Annotated in this window: 16 protein-coding genes; 11 read left to right on the top strand and 5 right to left on the bottom strand. The window is 73.6% G+C overall.

Annotated elements, in window-relative coordinates:
• Nucleotides 1-126 precede the first annotated feature (126 nt).
• The 3 genes from mshB to ACN27G_RS36150 all read left to right on the top strand — a co-directional run bounded on the left by mshB (nt 127) and on the right by ACN27G_RS36150 (nt 2,175).
• Nucleotides 127-1,086, top strand: a complete 960-nt coding sequence (mshB, locus tag ACN27G_RS36140) for an N-acetyl-1-D-myo-inositol-2-amino-2-deoxy-alpha-D-glucopyranoside deacetylase (RefSeq protein WP_421497090.1) — start codon at nt 127-129, stop codon at nt 1,084-1,086.
• A gap of 17 nt (nt 1,087-1,103) precedes the next feature.
• Nucleotides 1,104-1,559 (top strand): hypothetical protein, encoded by a 456-nt coding sequence (locus tag ACN27G_RS36145; protein WP_421497091.1) that lies wholly within the window; start codon nt 1,104-1,106, stop codon nt 1,557-1,559.
• 151 nt (nt 1,560-1,710) lie between these two features.
• Nucleotides 1,711-2,175 carry a hypothetical protein gene (locus tag ACN27G_RS36150; RefSeq protein ID WP_421497092.1) on the top strand — a complete coding sequence of 155 codons (465 nt, stop codon included), beginning with the start codon at nt 1,711-1,713 and terminating at the stop codon, nt 2,173-2,175.
• 22 nt (nt 2,176-2,197) lie between these two features.
• On the opposite strand, the gene ACN27G_RS36155 is transcribed toward ACN27G_RS36150, so the two are convergent.
• Nucleotides 2,198-3,322 carry a GNAT family N-acetyltransferase gene (locus ACN27G_RS36155; protein ID WP_421497093.1) on the bottom strand — a complete coding sequence of 375 codons (1,125 nt, stop codon included), beginning with the start codon at nt 3,320-3,322 and terminating at the stop codon, nt 2,198-2,200.
• 79 nt (nt 3,323-3,401) lie between these two features.
• Between ACN27G_RS36155 and fdxA the strand changes: the two genes are divergently transcribed.
• From fdxA to ACN27G_RS36180, 5 genes are all read left to right on the top strand, one after another.
• Nucleotides 3,402-3,725, top strand: a complete 324-nt coding sequence (gene fdxA, locus ACN27G_RS36160; RefSeq protein ID WP_421497094.1) for a ferredoxin — start codon at nt 3,402-3,404, stop codon at nt 3,723-3,725.
• Between the two features lie 62 nt (nt 3,726-3,787).
• A complete protein-coding gene (gene dapC / locus ACN27G_RS36165) occupies nt 3,788-4,864 on the top strand; it encodes a succinyldiaminopimelate transaminase (RefSeq protein WP_421497603.1) in 1,077 nt (358 codons plus the stop codon).
• Nucleotides 4,865-4,914: 50 nt separating this feature from the next.
• The gene (locus ACN27G_RS36170) at nt 4,915-5,571 is read left to right on the top strand and encodes an SIMPL domain-containing protein (RefSeq protein ID WP_421497095.1); all 657 of its coding nucleotides are present in this window, start codon (nt 4,915-4,917) and stop codon (nt 5,569-5,571) included.
• Nucleotides 5,568-6,215 carry a nucleoside/nucleotide kinase family protein gene (locus ACN27G_RS36175; RefSeq protein ID WP_421497096.1) on the top strand — a complete coding sequence of 216 codons (648 nt, stop codon included), beginning with the start codon at nt 5,568-5,570 and terminating at the stop codon, nt 6,213-6,215. The genes ACN27G_RS36170 and ACN27G_RS36175 overlap by 4 nt, the downstream gene beginning before the upstream one ends.
• A gap of 155 nt (nt 6,216-6,370) precedes the next feature.
• Nucleotides 6,371-9,523 carry a putative bifunctional diguanylate cyclase/phosphodiesterase gene (locus ACN27G_RS36180; RefSeq protein WP_421497097.1) on the top strand — a complete coding sequence of 1,051 codons (3,153 nt, stop codon included), beginning with the start codon at nt 6,371-6,373 and terminating at the stop codon, nt 9,521-9,523.
• 41 nt (nt 9,524-9,564) lie between these two features.
• On the opposite strand, the gene dapD is transcribed toward ACN27G_RS36180, so the two are convergent.
• Nucleotides 9,565-10,518 (bottom strand): 2,3,4,5-tetrahydropyridine-2,6-dicarboxylate N-succinyltransferase, encoded by a 954-nt coding sequence (gene dapD / locus ACN27G_RS36185; protein WP_421497098.1) that lies wholly within the window; start codon nt 10,516-10,518, stop codon nt 9,565-9,567.
• Nucleotides 10,519-10,632: 114 nt separating this feature from the next.
• Here dapD and dapE point away from each other — a divergent pair, with 114 nt between their 5' ends.
• Complete coding sequence (gene dapE, locus ACN27G_RS36190; RefSeq protein WP_421497099.1) at nt 10,633-11,706, top strand: succinyl-diaminopimelate desuccinylase; 1,074 nt, start codon at nt 10,633-10,635, stop codon at nt 11,704-11,706.
• Nucleotides 11,707-11,817: 111 nt separating this feature from the next.
• On the opposite strand, the gene ACN27G_RS36195 is transcribed toward dapE, so the two are convergent.
• Nucleotides 11,818-11,982: a hypothetical protein gene (locus tag ACN27G_RS36195; protein WP_421497100.1), complete on the bottom strand. Its 165-nt coding sequence runs from the start codon at nt 11,980-11,982 to the stop codon at nt 11,818-11,820.
• A 172-nt stretch (nt 11,983-12,154) separates the two neighbouring features.
• On the opposite strand from ACN27G_RS36195, the gene ACN27G_RS36200 reads away from it, so the two are divergent.
• Nucleotides 12,155-13,039 carry a TIGR00730 family Rossman fold protein gene (locus ACN27G_RS36200; protein ID WP_421497101.1) on the top strand — a complete coding sequence of 295 codons (885 nt, stop codon included), beginning with the start codon at nt 12,155-12,157 and terminating at the stop codon, nt 13,037-13,039.
• Nucleotides 13,040-13,173: 134 nt separating this feature from the next.
• On the opposite strand, the gene ACN27G_RS36205 is transcribed toward ACN27G_RS36200, so the two are convergent.
• Nucleotides 13,174-13,518 carry a hypothetical protein gene (locus tag ACN27G_RS36205; protein ID WP_421497102.1) on the bottom strand — a complete coding sequence of 115 codons (345 nt, stop codon included), beginning with the start codon at nt 13,516-13,518 and terminating at the stop codon, nt 13,174-13,176.
• Nucleotides 13,519-13,624: 106 nt separating this feature from the next.
• A complete protein-coding gene (locus ACN27G_RS36210) occupies nt 13,625-13,879 on the bottom strand; it encodes a hypothetical protein (RefSeq protein WP_421497103.1) in 255 nt (84 codons plus the stop codon).
• A 216-nt stretch (nt 13,880-14,095) separates the two neighbouring features.
• Here ACN27G_RS36210 and ACN27G_RS36215 point away from each other — a divergent pair, with 216 nt between their 5' ends.
• Complete coding sequence (locus tag ACN27G_RS36215; RefSeq protein WP_421497104.1) at nt 14,096-15,955, top strand: hypothetical protein; 1,860 nt, start codon at nt 14,096-14,098, stop codon at nt 15,953-15,955.
• Nucleotides 15,956-16,015: the final 60 nt, after the last annotated feature.

Below are 16,015 nucleotides of genomic sequence, written 5' to 3' on the forward strand. Positions count from 1 at the left end.
CGGCGATGTGGCCGAGCCGGCCATCGCGTCCCCGTCCGGTACCGGTAGTGACCTGGTGACTCTCCGGGGGCGGCGGCCGACGTCGGTGGGTAGGGCGTGCGGGTGCGGCGGCGTAGAGTTGCCCGGGTGACGAATCCGACCTCGGCCGGCCAGGGCCGGCCGGCCCGGCGGCTGCTGCTGGTGCACGCGCATCCCGACGACGAGTCGATCGGCACGGGCGCGACGATGGCGTACTACGCGGCGGCGGGCGCCGGAGTCACCCTGGTGACCTGCACCCTCGGCGAGGAGGGCGAGATCCACGTGCCGGCGCTGGCCGGGCTCGCGGCGGCCGAGGCCGACCAGCTCGGTGGGTACCGGATCGCGGAGCTCGCCGCCGCCTGCACCGCGCTCGGCGTACGGGACCACCGCTTCCTCGGCGGCGCCGGGCGCTACCGCGACTCGGGGATGATGGGGCTGCCCACCAACGACCACCCGCGGGCCTTCTGGCGGGCCGACCTCGACGAGGCGGCGGCGCACCTGGTCGAGATCATGCGGGAGGTACGCCCCCAGGTGCTGGTCACCTACGACCCGAACGGCTTCTACGGGCACCCCGACCACATCCAGGCGCACCGGGTGGCGATGCGCGCAGCCGAACTGGCCGCCGCCGAGGGCTTCGGACCGGCCAAGATCTACTGGACGGCGATGCCGACGAGCGTGCTGGAGGCCGGCCTGGTCGCCTTCGCCGAGGCCGAGGAGAACCCGTTCGCCGGCGCCGAGCACGCCGACGACCTGCCGTTCGGCACGCCGGACGACGAGATCGCGGCCCGGATCGACGGCACCGACCAGCACACCGCCAAGGAGGCGGCGATGCGGGCGCACGCCACCCAGATCCCGGACAACTCGTGGCTCTACTCGATCGCCAGCAACTTCGGCGGCGAGTTCATGGGGGTGGAGTACTACACCCTGGCCGCCGGGACCCGGGGTCCGGGCTCCGGGCCGTACGGCTGGGAGGACGATCTCTTCGCCGGCCTGCCCGCGTCGACGGCGGAGGCCGGGCCGTCCTCGCCCCCGGTGTCGTCGCCGGCTCGGGTGGCGGCGGCGCGGTGACCCTGCCGAGCGCGTCCGTGTCGACCTTGCCGGAGCAGCAGCCCGGCCCGCCGCCCGCCGGCCGGCCGGGGCTGCGCCGCGCGGTCGACCTCGCGATACGGGTGGTGGGCGGCGTGGTCGCGGTGGTGGCCGCGGCGGCCACTGCCGTGCTGGAGCTGATCCTCTCGACGCTCCGGGTCGGTGGCGTGCTGATCGGGGTGTCGGTGCTGGTCACGGTGCTGGCGAACGCGGCGCTGGGCTGGTTCGCACCCCGGGCCGTCGGACGGCGGTGGGCGCTGGCGCTCCCCGCCGGGGTCTGGTTCGCCGTGATGGTGGTCGCGGCCGGCGGTACCAGCGAGGGCGACATTCTGATCGCCGGCAACAACTGGGTCGGCATCGCGATGATCTTCGCCGGCTCGGTCACCTTCGCGGTGGTGGGCTTCCGCATGATCATGAGCCCGCGCGGCCCGGACTCCCCGCTGCTGCGGCCCTGACCTGGCCCGTCGCGCCTGGCCGCGCCGGGTGGTGCCGGCGTGCACCGGGTTTCCCGTCGTTCGCACCATGGATCCACCCGGCGACGGATGGTAGAACCTTGTGGCAGGTGGCCCCCGGTCCGGTGGGGGCCGGAGGCCAAGAGGACGTGCGATGAAGGAGCGCTGGCTGCCGGTCGGGGTACTCGCGGGTGTGCTGTTCGGGATCAACGTCGTGGCGCGGCTCGTGGCCCGGTTCGCCTTCGGGGACGACACCGGGATGCAGGACCGGATCTCGCTGGGCATGTTCGCCGCGATCGGGGTGGTGCTGGCGACCCTGGCCTTCATCCGGGGCCGGCGCCGCCCGCTGCCCGACTGGGGCGGGGAGATGGCGCTCGCCGTACTGGTCGCGATGGTGCTGACCATCTTCGTCGGGCCGTTCATCAGCGGCAACCAGCCGTTCGCCGCGGGCGCCGGGGCGTTCTTCGCGCAGATCTGGTTCTACGCCGGCTGCGCCCTCGGCGGCGTACTCGTCGGCTATCTGCTGCTGACCGCGTTCGGCTGGGACCACCGGTCGCAGTCGCTGAAGCGGTACGCCGAGGCGAAGCAGGCCAAGCCGCGCCGGGTGGTGCGCCGCTGACCGGCCCACCGGCCCGCCCGGGTCAGCCCCGGCCCGGCTCGACCCGGGTCTGGTAGGTGTGGTGGATGGTGAAGCCGAGCCGCCGGTAGAGCGAGACGGCTGCCTCGTTGCGCTCTTCCACCTGGAGGAACGCCCGGGTCGCGCCGAGCCCGGCCGCCCACCCGGCCAGTGCCCGGACCGCATGCTGGGCGAGCCCTCGGCGCCGGGCCCGCGGGACCACCTCGATCAGGCTCAGGCCGAGCCAGCGTCCCGGACCGGTGACCGTGCCCCGGGCCACCGCGACAAGCTCCCGCCCGTCGCCGCCACCCGATGCTGAGCCGTCGGCGGGCGGCTCGGCGTAGAGGTGCACGAAGCGGACCTGCCGCACGGCGGTGAGGATGTGCCGGGCGGCGTCCGGCAGCTCGGCCGCCGGCTCGCCGTCCGGCGGGGTGGCGGCCGTCTCGGCACCCGGCGGGGTGGCGGCCGGGAGCGGAGCGCCGGTCCGGCCCACGGCGTCGGGCCCGGCGTGGTCGCGGGACTGCTTCGCCTTGCGCTGGGCGGCCAGCGCGTACCAGCCCGGGGTGGGTGTCCCGGTCAGCTCGGGCGCCGGCAGCTCCGGCCGGGGCGGCACGGCGTCCAGGATCGCCGCCAGCGGTGCGGTCTGCACCAGCACCAGCGGCCGGGCCGACCAGCCGCGCGCGTCCAGTGCCGCACCGACCGGGGCGGCCAGCGGCAGCGGCACGTTGACCATGGCCGGTCGTCCACGCTCGGCGTACCAGCGGGCGACCGCGTCGATCGCCTCGTCCAGCGGCCGGTCCGGGTCACCCACCGGCAGTGCGCTGTTCGCCCGCCCGGACCACCCCTCGGCGGTACGCAGCAGCCAGTCGCCGAGCCGCGCCCGGACCGGAGCCGGCCACGCCTCGTCCGAGGCGAGTTCGAGCTCGACCACGGCCGTCGCGTTCGGGCGCCGGGCCGGCGGCACCCGCTTGGCCCGGTGCACCTCGCCCAGCGGCACCCGCAGCGGCCCGCTGGCCGTGGCGAGCGTGAGATGGGTCTCGGTCAGGTCGACCAGCTCGCCGAGGGCGTCGCTGAAGAGCGTCCGACCGCCGCGATCTCCGACAATGCGCCGCACGACGATCCGGTGTCCCACATCGCGGCGTCCCAGCACGATCGACCCCCTCCCCGGCGACATACTAGGCTCTTACCGTCGCGGTCCATCGCGGCGGAGCTTGCGGAGGAGAAGATCGGTGACCTACATCATCGCCGAGCCGTGCGTGGATGTGCTCGACAAAGCGTGCATCGAGGAGTGCCCGGTCGACTGCATCTACGAAGGCAACCGGATGCTCTACATCCACCCCGACGAGTGTGTGGACTGCGGGGCGTGTGAGCCGGTCTGCCCGGTTGAAGCGATCTTCTACGAGGACGACGTGCCGGAGCAGTGGAAGGACTACACCACCGCGAACTACGAGTTCTTCGAGGACCTCGGTTCGCCGGGCGGAGCCGCCAAGATCGGTAAGGTGGAGAAGGACACCCCGTTCATCGCGGCGCAGCCGCCGCGGAGCGAGCACTGAGCGGCACCACCCCGGCTGCCACCCGGCGGCCCGCCGGGGTCGCCCCGGGCCGCACCGGTGACCTGCCCGACTTCCCGTGGGACCTGCTGGAGCCGGCGAAGGCGCTGGCCGCGCGGCATCCGGACGGGATCGTCGACCTCTCCGTGGGCACCCCGGTCGACCCGGTGCCCGAGTCGATCCGGGCGGCGCTGGCCGCGAGTGCGGACGCGCCCGGCTATCCGCTGACCGCCGGCTCGCCGGCGCTGCGCGCCGCGCTCACCGACTGGGTGGCCCGACACTGCGGCGCCGATCCGGAGGCGGTCGGGGTGCTGCCGACGATCGGCTCCAAGGAACTGGTCGGCTGGTTGCCGACCCTGCTCGGGCTCGGTCCGGGCGACGTGGTGGTGATCCCGCAGGTCTGCTATCCGACGTACGAGGTCGGGGCGCGGTTGGCCGGCGCGGAGGTGGTCCGGGCCGACGCCCTGACCGCCCTCGGACCCGACCCCCGGGTACGGCTGATCTGGATCAACTCACCGGCCAACCCGACCGGGCGGGTCCTGCCGCCGGAGCACCTCCGCAAGGTCGTGGAGTGGGCCCGGGAACGCGGCGTCGTGGTGGCCAGCGACGAGTGTTACCTCTCGCTGGGCTGGGAGGAGACGCCGACCTCCATCCTCGATCCGGAGGTCTGCGGCGGCGACCACGCCAACCTGCTCGCCGTGCACTCCCTCTCCAAGCGCTCCAACCTGGCCGGTTACCGGGCCGGTTTCGTCGCCGGTGACCGCGCGCTCGTCGACGCCCTGCTCACGGTCCGCAAGCACGCCGGGATGATCGTGCCGGCTCCGGTGCAGGCGGCGATGGTCGCGGCGCTCGCCGACGAGGCGCACGTGGCCGAGCAGCGCAGCCGGTACGCCGCCCGCCGCGAGGTGCTGCGGGAGGCGCTTGTCAGGTCGGGCTTCGAGATCGAACACTCCGGGGCCGGGCTCTATCTCTGGGCGACCCGGGGCGAGCAGAGTCGGGCCACGGTGGACTGGCTCGCCGAGCGCGGCATCCTGGTGGCGCCCGGCACCTTCTACGGCCCGACCGGCGACCGGCACGTCCGGGTGGCGCTCACCGCCACCGACGAGCGGGTGGCCGCCTTCGCGGCCCGGTTGCCCGGCTGATCCTCCCGCCGGGCCGGGGCCGCCGGGGGAGCGGGCACTAGGGTGGACGGATGACGGATCGACCGATCGTGGTGGTGCGCGGCGAGGTGGTCCGGGAGGTGCCGCCGGAGATCGCCCGGTTCACGGCGACCGTCTCGGCCCGCGACCGGGACCGCCGGGCCGCGCTGGCCCGGCTGGCCGAGCGCGCCGAGGCGGTGCGGGCGCTCATCGACGGCTACGGCGACGCGATCGAGCGCCGGGAGACCGGCCAGCTCTGGGTGCGCCCCGAGCTGAAGCGCTCCGGCGAGAAGGTGACCGGGTACGCCGCCAGCGCCACCACCACCGTGACCGTGACCGACTTCGGGGTGCTCGGCGAGCTGATGCTCCGGCTCGCCGACCAGGACCAGACCACCGTCGCCGGGCCGTGGTGGGAGTTGCGGCCGGATAGCCCGGCGTACCGGGAGGCGCGGCGGGCCGCCGTCGGTGCGGCGTTCGACCGGGCCCGGGAGTACGCCGAGGCGCTCGACGTCGAGGTCAGCGCCCTGATCCAACTCTCCGACACCGGCACCGGCGCGCAGCCGATGATGGCGCTGGCCGGGCACGGCATGGCCTACCGGGCCGCCGACGCGGGGCTCCCGGAACTCGAGCTCGACCCGCGCCCGCAGACCGTGCAGACGGCCGTCGAGGCCCGGTTCGAGATCACCCCGCCCCGGATCCCCGGGCGGTGACCGCGCCGGTCTCGCACACCCTGGCCGAGCTGGTGAACCGGGCCGCCGTCCTGGCCTCGACGGGCCCGCGCCGGCTGCTCGGCATCACCGGCCCACCCGGAGTGGGCAAGTCGACCCTGGCCGGGCTGGTGGTGGCGGCCCTCGACGGCCTCGCCGAGCTGGTGCCGATGGACGGCTTCCATCTCGCCGAGGACGAACTGCACCGGCTCGGCCGGCACGCCCGCAAGGGCGCGCCCGACACCTTCGACGGTGCCGGTTTCGTCGCGCTGCTCCGCCGGCTCCGGGCCGCCGGACCCGACACTGTGTACGCTCCCGAGTTCCGCCGCGAGATCGAGGAGGCGATCGCCGGGGCGATCCCGGTGCCGGCGTCGGTGCCGCTGGTGGTGACCGAGGGCAACTACCTGCTGGTCCCGGAGCGGCCGTGGGGCGAGATACGCGACCTGCTCGACGAAATCTGGTATCTCGACGTGGACGAGACCGAACGGCTGCGCCGGCTGACCGACCGGCACATCGCGTTCGGCCGGGAGCCGGCCGAGGCGGCTGCCCGGGCCCGCGGCACCGACCAGCGCAACGCCGAGCTGATCGCCGGCACGATCGGTCGCGCCGACCTCGTCGTCCGGATGGCACCGTCCAATCCGGCCTGACCGGTGTCCCTGCTCACTGCCCATCGGCCGGCACCAGTACCCGGCGGGGTGATGGCGAAGCGCATCGAGGACTGGTAGACCGATCGGCGAAGCTGTTTCGACCCTGTTGCTTCGACCCTGTTACGCGGCCGGCGGCGACGATCGGCAGGAGAGCCGTGTCAGTTCGGAAACTGTTGTCCTGGTACGCCGGGCTCAACGCTGCGCTGGTGGTCTGCTTCTTCGCCCTGCCGGTGCCGCGCCCGGTGGTGGCCGCCGCGTTCGGGCTGGCCGGCATGGCGGCGGTGGCGATCGGCGTCCGGCGCTACCGGCCGGAGCGCGCGTACGCCTGGTGGCTGCTCGGCGCGGCTCTCGTCGTCTTCGCCGCCGGTGACACCGTCTACCTGCTCGCCGCGAACCTTCCGCTCGGGGACTCCCCGGCAGACTCCGGGCTCGTCTCGGACCTCTTCTACCTGGTGATGGTGCCGCTGATCGGCGCCGGGCTGCTCGGGCTGACCCGCTCCACCACCGGCGCCCGGGACCGGTCCGGGCTCCTCAACTTCCTGATCTTCACCACCGCCGGTGCCTTCCTGCTCTGGGTGCTGGTGATCCGGCCGTACCTGGTCGGTCCGGGGCCGACCACGTTCGAGCAGTCGGTGCTGGCCGCGTACGCCCTGCTCGACGTGCTGTTGCTGGCCACCGCCGCACGGATCGCGGTCACCTCGCGGGGCAGCGTCGCCGGGCTGCTGCTGGTGCTCGGTGCGGCCGGGATGCTCGTCTCGGACCTCAGCTACGGCGCCGCGCTGCTGCGCGGCGGCTGGCAGCCGGGCGGGCCGGACGAGCTGGGCTGGCTGAGTTTCTACGTCGCCTGGGGTGCCGCCGCGCTGCATCCGTCGATGGCGACGCTGACGGAGCCGGCCGAACCGCTGGACAGCGAGATCGGCAGGACCCGGCTGGTCCTGCTCGGCATCGCCGCCACCCTCGCCCCGACGGTGCTGCTCTACGAGGTGCTGAACGGTGACGTCCGGGACGGAGCGGTGATCGCGGTGGTCGGCGGCGTGGTCTTCGCCCTGGTGCTGAGCCGCCTGGCGGACGCGGTGGACGGGCACCGGCAGGCGGTGGCCCGGGAGCGCGGGCTGCGCCGGGCCTGCGCCGAGCTGGTGGCCGCGACCGACACCGCAGAGGTCCGCCGGGCGGTACGCACCGCGGTGGCCCGGCTGGTGCCGAGGCAGGCCGCGCACCGGATCATCTTCTCGATCAACCACACCGACGGGGTGCCGGCGGCCACCACCAGCATCTGGGGGCCGGGGATGGTCGCGGCCTCCCCGTTCTATCCGGCGCCCACTCCGGCCGTCGCCCGGCGCAGCCGGCTGTTGCGGGTCCGGATCCTGCAACCGGCGCTGGCCGAGCAGCTCCGGGGCTTCGAGACCGTCGCGCTCTGCCCGCTGGTCGGCGACGGCCGGACCGAAGCCGTCGTCGGCGGCGGCCGGACCAGCGGCGGCGGCCGGACCGGCGGCGGCGGCCGGACCGGCGGCGCGCCCCGGGTCGGCGCGCTGCTGGTCGCCACCGACAGCCGGCTGCTGCCCTCGCTGCGGGACTCGCTGGAGGTGCTGGCCGCGCAGGCGGCGATGGCGCTGGAGCGGATCGGCCTGGCCCAGGAGATCAACCGCCGGGAGAGCGAGGCCTACTTCCGCAGCCTGGTGCAGAACGCGGCGGACGTGATCCTCATCGTCGGCGACGACCATCGGATCCACTACGCCAGCCCCTCCGTCCGGAGCGTCCTCGGTGTCGAGCCGGCGGACTGCACCGATCTCGGCACGCTGCTCTCCGCCGAGGAGCAGCTCCCGGTCGCCGCCCTGCTCACCTCGGCGGCCGGCGAGCCGGAGCGGCGTGGGACCGACTGGTGCGTACGCCTTCCGGACGGGCAGCGGGTGCAGCTCGAGGTGACCTGCCGGGACCTGCGCCGGGACCGGGCCGTACGCGGCTTCGTGCTGACCCTGCGGGACATCACCGAGCGGGTCCGGTTGGAGCAGGAGCTGACCCATCGGGCGGTGCACGACTCGCTCACCGGGCTGGCCAACCGGGCCTCCTACCAGGACCAGGTCTACGAGGCGGTGGAGAAGGCCCGGGACGCCGACCGCACGGTCGGCGCGCTCTCCATCGACCTCGACGAGTTCACCGCGGTCAACGACACCCACGGGCACGCCATCGGCGACGCGCTGCTGATCGCCGCCGGTGAGCGGCTGCGGGAGATCGCCGGGCCGAACGACCTGGTGGCCCGGCTCGGCGGGGACGAGTTCGCCGTGCTGATCCCGGACGCGGACGACCCGGAGCAGGTGGAGCGGGTCGCCGACCACCTCGTCCGGGCACTCGCCGAGCCGCTGGAGGTCGGCGACACCGTGGTCAACGGCTCGGTCAGCGTCGGGGTGGCCACCACCGCCGACGCCAGCGACGCCGGTGAGCTGCTGCAACGCGCAGACCTCGCGCTCTACGTCGCCAAGGGGGCCGGCAAGGGCCGCTGGTGTCGCTACCAGTCGGAGCTGCACACGGCGATCGTGGAGCGGCTGGAGCTGCGGGCCGCGCTGGCCGAGGCGGTGGCGAAGCTCAGCTTCTCCGTCGACTACCAGCCGATCGTCGACATGCGGACCGGGGCGGCGGTCGGCTTCGAGGCGTTGGCCCGCTGGCACCACCCGGCCCGGGGGCCGGTGCCGCCGGCGCTCTTCATCGGGCTCGCCGAGGAGACCGGGCTGATCGAGCCGATCGGGGACTACGTGCTGCGCCAGGCGACGGCCGCGATGGCCCGGTGGCGGGCCGTACGGGGCGAGCGGGACGCCCCGTACGTCAGCGTCAACGTCTCGGCCCGACAGCTGCGTACGCCCGGCTTCGTGACCACCGTACGCGCGGCGCTGGCCGCCGCCGAGGTGCCGCCGGACCGGGTGATGCTGGAGATCACCGAGAGCCTGCTGCTGCGCGACCAGGAGCCGGTCTGGGCCGAGCTGGCCGAGCTGCGCTCCCTCGGCCTGCGGGTCGCCATCGACGACTTCGGCACCGGGTTCTCGTCGCTGAGCTACCTCCAGCAGATGCCGGCCGACGTACTCAAGATCGACCGATCGTTCACCGAGACCGTGGCCACCTCGCGGCGGCAGCGGCTGCTGGTGGAGGGGATCATCCGGCTCGCCGGCACGCTCGGCCTGGACGTGATAGCCGAGGGGGTGGAGACGGAGGCGGTCCGGACCGTCCTGCTCGACATGGGCTGCGCCTCCGGGCAGGGATACCTCTTCGCCCGACCGCTGCGGGACTCGGACGTGCTGGGCTGGCTCGACGGCGGTTGACCCGGGGCAGGCTGGCACCGGTCGGGTCGCACCCGCCGGGCTCAGTCGTTGGCGTGCAGGGCGGCGTTCAGCTCGATGCCCCGGCCGGTTCGCGGTTTCGCCTCCAGCGCGCCGGTCACCGAGTTGCGCCAGAAGAGCAGCCCGTCGACCCCGGAGAGCTCGCGGGCCTTGACCACCCGGCCGTCCGGCAGGGTGACCTTGGAGCCGGCGGTGACGTAGCAGCCCGCCTCCACCACGCAGTCGTCGCCGAGCGAGATCCCGATCCCGGCGTTGGCGCCGAGCAGGCTCCGCTCGCCGATCCGGACCTTCTCCCTGCCGCCGCCGGAGAGGGTGCCCATGATCGAGGCGCCGGCGCCGATGTCGGAGCCGTCCCCGACCACCACCCCGGCGACGATCCGGCCCTCCACCATCGAGGCGCCGAGCGTGCCGGCGTTGAAGTTGCAGAAGCCCTCGTGCATCACGGTGGTGCCGCTGGCCAGGTGGGCGCCGAGGCGCACCCGGTCGGCGTCGGCGATGCGGACCCCGGCCGGGACGACGTAGTCGGTCATCCGGGGAAACTTGTCGACCCCGTAGACCGCCAGGTGCCGGCCGGCGGCCCGCTCGACCACCCGCAGCTCGTCGACCCGCTCCGGCGGGCAGGGCCCGGCCGAGGTCCAGGCGACGTTGGCGAGCACCCCGAAGATGCCGTCGAGGTTCAGCTCGTTGGGCCGGACCAGCCGGTGGGAGAGGAGGTGCAACCGGAGGTACGCGTCGGAGGCGTCCTTGATCGGGTCGGCCAGCGAGCCGATCTCGGTGACCACCACCGCGGTACGCAGCCCCGGCAGCGCCTGCTCACCGAGCGCACCCGGCGGCAGGTCGAGCACGTCGCCGTCCTCGCCCGCGACCAGCGGCGAGGAGCCGAGGCCGAGCTTGCCGGTCGGGTACCACGTGTCGAGCACCTGGTCCCCGGCGAGCGTGGCTACGCCGATCCCCCAGGCGGGCTGTGCGGTCGTCACCGGTGCACCTCTCCGTCATCCGGGCAGGATTCGACTCAGGCGGAAGTGTGGAACGTCATTTCCGAGCCTTGGACGCGTCCCGCCGATACGACCTTGACGGTACCGTCTCCCACCATGGAGAACCCGCTCACCCCCGAGGTGTTGGCCGATCCGGTCGCGTTGACCCGCGCCCTGGTCGACATCGAGTCCGTGTCCAGGAACGAGAAGGAGATCGCGGACTGCGTCGAGGAGGTGCTGACGGACGTCCCGCACCTGACCGTGGCGCGGCACAGCAATACGATCATGGCGCGTACCGAGCTGGGCAGGGCCCAGCGGGTGGTGCTGGCCGGGCACCTGGACACGGTGCCGCTGAACAACAACTTCCCGTCCAGCGTGCAGGGCGACCTGATCTACGGCTGCGGCACCTCCGACATGAAGTCCGGGGTGGCGTACGCGTTGCACCTGGCGGTGAGCGTGCCCGAGCCCCGCTACGACGTGACGTACTTCTTCTACGAGGCCGAGGAGATCGAGTCCCGCTACAACGGGCTGACCCTGGTCGCGCAGGCCCACCCGGAGTGGCTGACCGCCGACTTCGCGGTGCTGCTGGAACCGACGCACGGGGTGGTCGAGGCGGGCTGCCAGGGCACGATGCGGGCGATGGTCAGCGCAACCGGCCGGCGGGCACACTCGGCCCGTTCGTGGAACGGGGTGAACGCGATCCACGGCATCGGTGACGCGATCCACCGGCTCGCCGGCTATCAGGCCCGGATGGTCACCATCGACGGCTGCGTCTACCGGGAGGGGATGAACGCCGTCCGGATCGGCGGCGGCGTCGCCGGCAACGTGGTACCGGACCTCTGCGAGATGGAGGTCAACTACCGGTTCGCACCGGACCGTACGGCGCAGGAGGCGGAGCTGCACCTCCGGGAGACCTTCGACGGCTACCAGGTGCGGCTGATCGACTCGGCACCGGGCGCGCTGCCGGGGCTGACCGCCGCACCGGCCCGGGAGTTCCTGGCGGCGGTCGGCGCGGACCCGATCGGCAAGCTCGGCTGGACCGACGTGGCGCGGTTCGCCGCCCTCGGCATCCCGGCGCTCAACTTCGGACCGGGTGACCCGAACCTCGCGCACGCCCCCGACGAGCACGTCGAGATCGGCAAGATCCGGGACGGCGCCGCCACCCTGCACCGCTGGCTCGCCTCACACTGAGGCGGCGTGGCCCGGGCCGGCCCGGCGCCCCGATCCCGGTACGGTGCGGGCCGGCGGTGACCCCTCTGCCGCCGGCCCGCACCGCTGTCCCGGTGCTGTCGGGTCGACGGACTAGCCGTCGACGTGCTGGTGTGTCAGCGATTCCTGGGCCGACCCCGGCTCGCCGTCGTCGGCACCGACCGGCGCGGCGGTGCGGGCCAACCGGCGCTCGGCCACCACCGCCCTGATCCGGCGCTGCATCTGTCGTCGAAGCCGGATGATCTCCCCGTTGGTCATCACAATTGCCCCCCGGAAGGTGCGCGGCCGTGGTGTGGGCGCCGCGCGTTTCCCTTTGTGAATGGTAAGACGCTGGTGAGACATGTTTGGTTGCGTCGGCGCCGGATGTTTGTCCCGCGACGTACCAGATCACGCCACCCCGGCGCTGGCCCACGGGATTACGGTGGAGCCCATGAACCACAGCGAGAGCCGGAACGGCGGCCGGGGTCCGGGACCGGAACGGCACCGGGGGGCGGTCACGCTGCGCCGCGAAGCGATCCCGTTGAGTACGGCGGACCAGCGGCTGCTCGACTCCCGGAGCCGCGGCGACTGGAAGACCAAGGACGCCTGGCGGGCCCTGCGCATCCTGTCGGAGTTCGTGGAGGGCTTCGACACCCTGGCCGACCTGCCCCCGGCGGTCAGCGTCTTCGGCTCGGCCCGCAGCAAGCCCGACAGCCCGGAGTGCGTACTCGCCGAGCAGCTCGGCGCGGCGCTCGCCGCCGCCGGCTACGCGGTGATAACCGGCGGCGGACCGGGGGTGATGGAGGCGGCCAACCGGGGCGCGACGGAGGCCGGCGGCCTCTCGGTCGGGCTCGGCATCGAGCTGCCGTTCGAGCAGGGCCTCAACGACTGGGTCGACATGGCGATCGACTTCCGGTATTTCTTCGCCCGCAAGACGATGTTCGTCAAGTACGCCCAGGCGTTCGTGGTGCTGCCCGGCGGCTTCGGCACCCTGGACGAGCTCTTCGAGGCGCTGACCCTGGTGCAGACCGGCAAGGTGACCCGGTTTCCGGTGGTCCTGATGGGCATGGCGTACTGGCGCCCGCTCATCGACTGGCTCCGGGACACGCTCGCCGCCGACGGGAAGATCGGCCCGGCCGACCTCGAACTGATCATCATCACCGACGACGTCAGCGCCGCCGTCCGGCACATCGTGGAGGCCGACGCGGCCCTCGCCGCCGAGCAGGAGGCGATCCAGGAGAGCGCGATAGCCCAGGCCGAGGCCGCCCAGCAGTCGGCGGCTCGGCAGTCGGCGGCTCAGCAGTCGGCGGCCGGGCGGCGGCGCGGCTCCCGCTGACGCCCGGCGCGGACGCCCGCATGACGGCGGCGGCTTCCGCTGACGGCGGCGCTGCCTGTACCGACGGACGCGTCGGCCACGACGGAACGCCGACGGACGCGTCGGCTACGACGGAACGCCGACGGACGCGTCGGCTACGACAGCACGTCGACGCTTCGCGGCGAGAACGCGGTGGAGCCGCCCGGTGGCAGCACGACGGAGGGCAGGCCGGAGCAGCCGAGCGCGGGATAGACCACGATGGTCGCGTCGGTCTGGTTCCGCACGACGGTGCCGGCCGGGAGGCTGGCCTGGATGTTGTGGCAGCCGGCGGGTGGGTTCAGCAACGTGACGTTCGGCCCGGTCGGGCTGGAGATGCTGATCCGACCGGTGGCGGCGAGGCCGGGCGAGCCGGCGAGGCCGACGGCGGCGCCGGCCAGCACGCCGACGACTGCCACCCGGGCGGCCCGGCGCCACGTCGACGCCCGGCGCGTCCCGGCCACCGCTCCCTGTCCTACCCGCGCTGCCTGTGAATGCTCCATGACTTCCTCCAAGGGATCGAAGTGCCGGCGGTACGGCTCGACCCGGCGAAACTAGCCACGGCCGGCTTCAACCCGCTTTCACCCGTCCCTGCCGACGCGGGATTTGGTGCGTGCCCTGGATGACGTCGAGTGCGGCGTGGAACTCGGCGGGCATGACGCGTCCGACGGCCGACCGCCTCGCCGAAGGTTGATCCGACAGGCCCGGCCGCGGCGCGCCGCCCACGATATGGAACAGCTCCTTCGGGTCGACCGCGACCTTCTCTGCCAGCGACTCGGCGGTCTCGCCCAGCTCGGCCATGGCGATCCGTACTGCCTCGTTCATGTCGCCTCCCCATTGGACGTTTTCAGCATCCGCCCACCATCGCGATACCGTTTGTGTTTGTCCGACCACGAAGAGCGTTAGTTTGCTGACGGTTTGACCGAGGAGAGCCTCGCCAGTCGCTGGTCCGAGTGCCGGGCATTTCCCGGTCCGGGCGTTCCACCACGGCAGGACCGAACGGCCGTGTCCGAAACCGGACCGGCCGGGCATGATCAGCCGATGTCCGAGAACCGGCCCTGGTGGCGCGATCCCCGCCTGCTCCTCCTGCTCACCGGGGCCGCCGTGGTCGCCACCGCGATAGCCGGTGCGGAGCTGGCCCGGCCCTGTTCGGTGGCGCAGCCGTGCCGGCCGAGTGCGGTCTCGGCGGCCTCGATCGGCCTGCTCGCCGGATCGATGATCGCCGTATACCTGCACGCGCGTACCGCAGCCTGGTTGGCGACCGCCATGGCGGTGACATTCGTGCTGGCCGACATCGCCGACCCGGTCATGCCGTGGTGGGTCTACCTGGCGGTGGCCGGGCACGCCGCCGTCGGCTGGTACGTCTCCGATCCGGCCCGCCGGGCCGGCGACCCGGGTCCGGCCGGGACGCCGCCGGTGACGGACCATCGGCCGGCCCCGGCCCCGGACACCCGGCTGCCGGTACTCGGCCGGCGCTGGTTTGCCCTGGCCGGCGTGCTCGCCGTCGTTGTCGCCGCGCTGACCTGGTGGTCCTACGCCGAGCAGGCGCGTAAGGACGCTCAGCAGCGGGCGGCCCTGCAGGTCACCGGGACGGTGCGCGAGCATGTCGACGAGTTCACCGCCCGGGTCGACCTGCCGGACGGCAGCTCGGTGAAGGTGGACGTGCTGGACGCGGCCGACCACCCGGTCGGCGGCCCGATAGCGCTCCACGTCGACGGTCGAGGGCTCCGCCAGCCGGTCAGCGAGCCCTACGACGCGACCGGCTGGCTGGCCCTGGCGGCGACCGCCGGCTCGGTCGCCCTCGCCGGCGCTCTGCGTGCCCTCGACACCAATTCGGCGCTGCGCCGGCTCTTCGCGACGGCGCAACCCGTCCGGGCGGTACGCGCGGTCGAGAACTACCACGAGGTGTACGTCTTCCTGCCCGGCAGTGGCCCCGGCCGGGCGGCCGTGGCCACGATGCCGGCCGTCTACGCCGATCCGTCCGACGCCGATCCGTCCGACGCCGATCCGTCCGACGCCGATCCGTCCGACGCCGATCCGTCCGACGCCGATCCGTCCGACGCCGATCCGTCCGACACCCGTTTCGCGGACGTGCCGGTGCCGGCGGTGCTCTACGGCGACCCCCGGCCGGGGAAGTGGTGCGCGGTGCAGGTCGGCGGCCGGCTCCGGGTGCCATCCGACCCGGTGGAGTCGCTGCTCGACGTGTCGGTCGACACGGTCACGGGGGAACACCTTCCGGTGGCCGACGAGCCCGCCGTCGAGCTGACCCTGCTCGCCGCCGCCGACCGGCGGGCCACCCCGGCCGAGCCGCGCCTGCACCGGATGCATCCGCTGATCGCCTGGGCCAGGGCGCTGGGCGCCGTCCCGGTGACACTGGCGACCGTCGGTCAGTTCGTCGCCGGCCTGGTCGCCCCGCTGGACGCCGTGGCGGCCGTGGCCATCGCGGCGCCGCTGACCGCCGCCGCGCTCTACTTCGGATGGAGGCGGTGGCTGCGCCCGTACCTGTGCTGGAACGCGGGTGGTCTGGTGGAGGTGACACCGTGGCGGATCGTCCGGGTCACCTGGTCGGCCCGGACCCGGGTGGAGCAGACCGAAGGTGGCGGCGTGCTCGTCATCGCCGACGAGGACGAGCACGAGGAGGATGAGGACGACGGGGAGACGTTCGTCGCGGTGGTGGCGCGAAGGCATTTCCGGCTGCTCCCGGCCGCGCGGGGCGAGCGTACCGCCGATGAACTGGCCAATGCCCTCCGGTACGCCCGCGAGCAGGCACTCGCGACTGCCGGCGCGGTACCGCCACCGACGGTAGAGCCACCACGACCGCCGGTCGGCCCGCTGCTGGCCTGCTGGTTCGTGCTGGCCTCGCTCGGTGCCGCCGCCCTGCTCTGGCTGACCGCCGCCTGACCCTCGGCACGGTTGCCGGTGCCCGTCGGGAATTGATTTCCGTGCGGTGTCCATTACTCC

Origin of the sequence: Plantactinospora sp. WMMB334 (assembly GCF_049179095.1) — a bacterium.
Taxonomy (GTDB): Bacteria; Actinomycetota; Actinomycetes; order Mycobacteriales; family Micromonosporaceae; genus Plantactinospora.

Bases quoted from the DNA above. Each gene is read 5' to 3' on its own strand.
- ACN27G_RS36210 (WP_421497103.1), bottom strand. From the start codon at position 13,879: ATGAACGAGGCAGTACGGATCGCCATGGCCGAGCTGGGCGAGACCGCC.
- ACN27G_RS36215 (WP_421497104.1), top strand. From the start codon at position 14,096: ATGTCCGAGAACCGGCCCTGGTGGCGCGATCCCCGCCTGCTCCTCCTG.
- dapE (WP_421497099.1), top strand. From the start codon at position 10,633: ATGGAGAACCCGCTCACCCCCGAGGTGTTGGCCGATCCGGTCGCGTTG.
- ACN27G_RS36200 (WP_421497101.1), top strand. From the start codon at position 12,155: ATGAACCACAGCGAGAGCCGGAACGGCGGCCGGGGTCCGGGACCGGAA.
- ACN27G_RS36170 (WP_421497095.1), top strand. From the start codon at position 4,915: ATGACGGATCGACCGATCGTGGTGGTGCGCGGCGAGGTGGTCCGGGAG.
- ACN27G_RS36195 (WP_421497100.1), bottom strand. From the start codon at position 11,982: ATGACCAACGGGGAGATCATCCGGCTTCGACGACAGATGCAGCGCCGG.
- ACN27G_RS36150 (WP_421497092.1), top strand. From the start codon at position 1,711: ATGAAGGAGCGCTGGCTGCCGGTCGGGGTACTCGCGGGTGTGCTGTTC.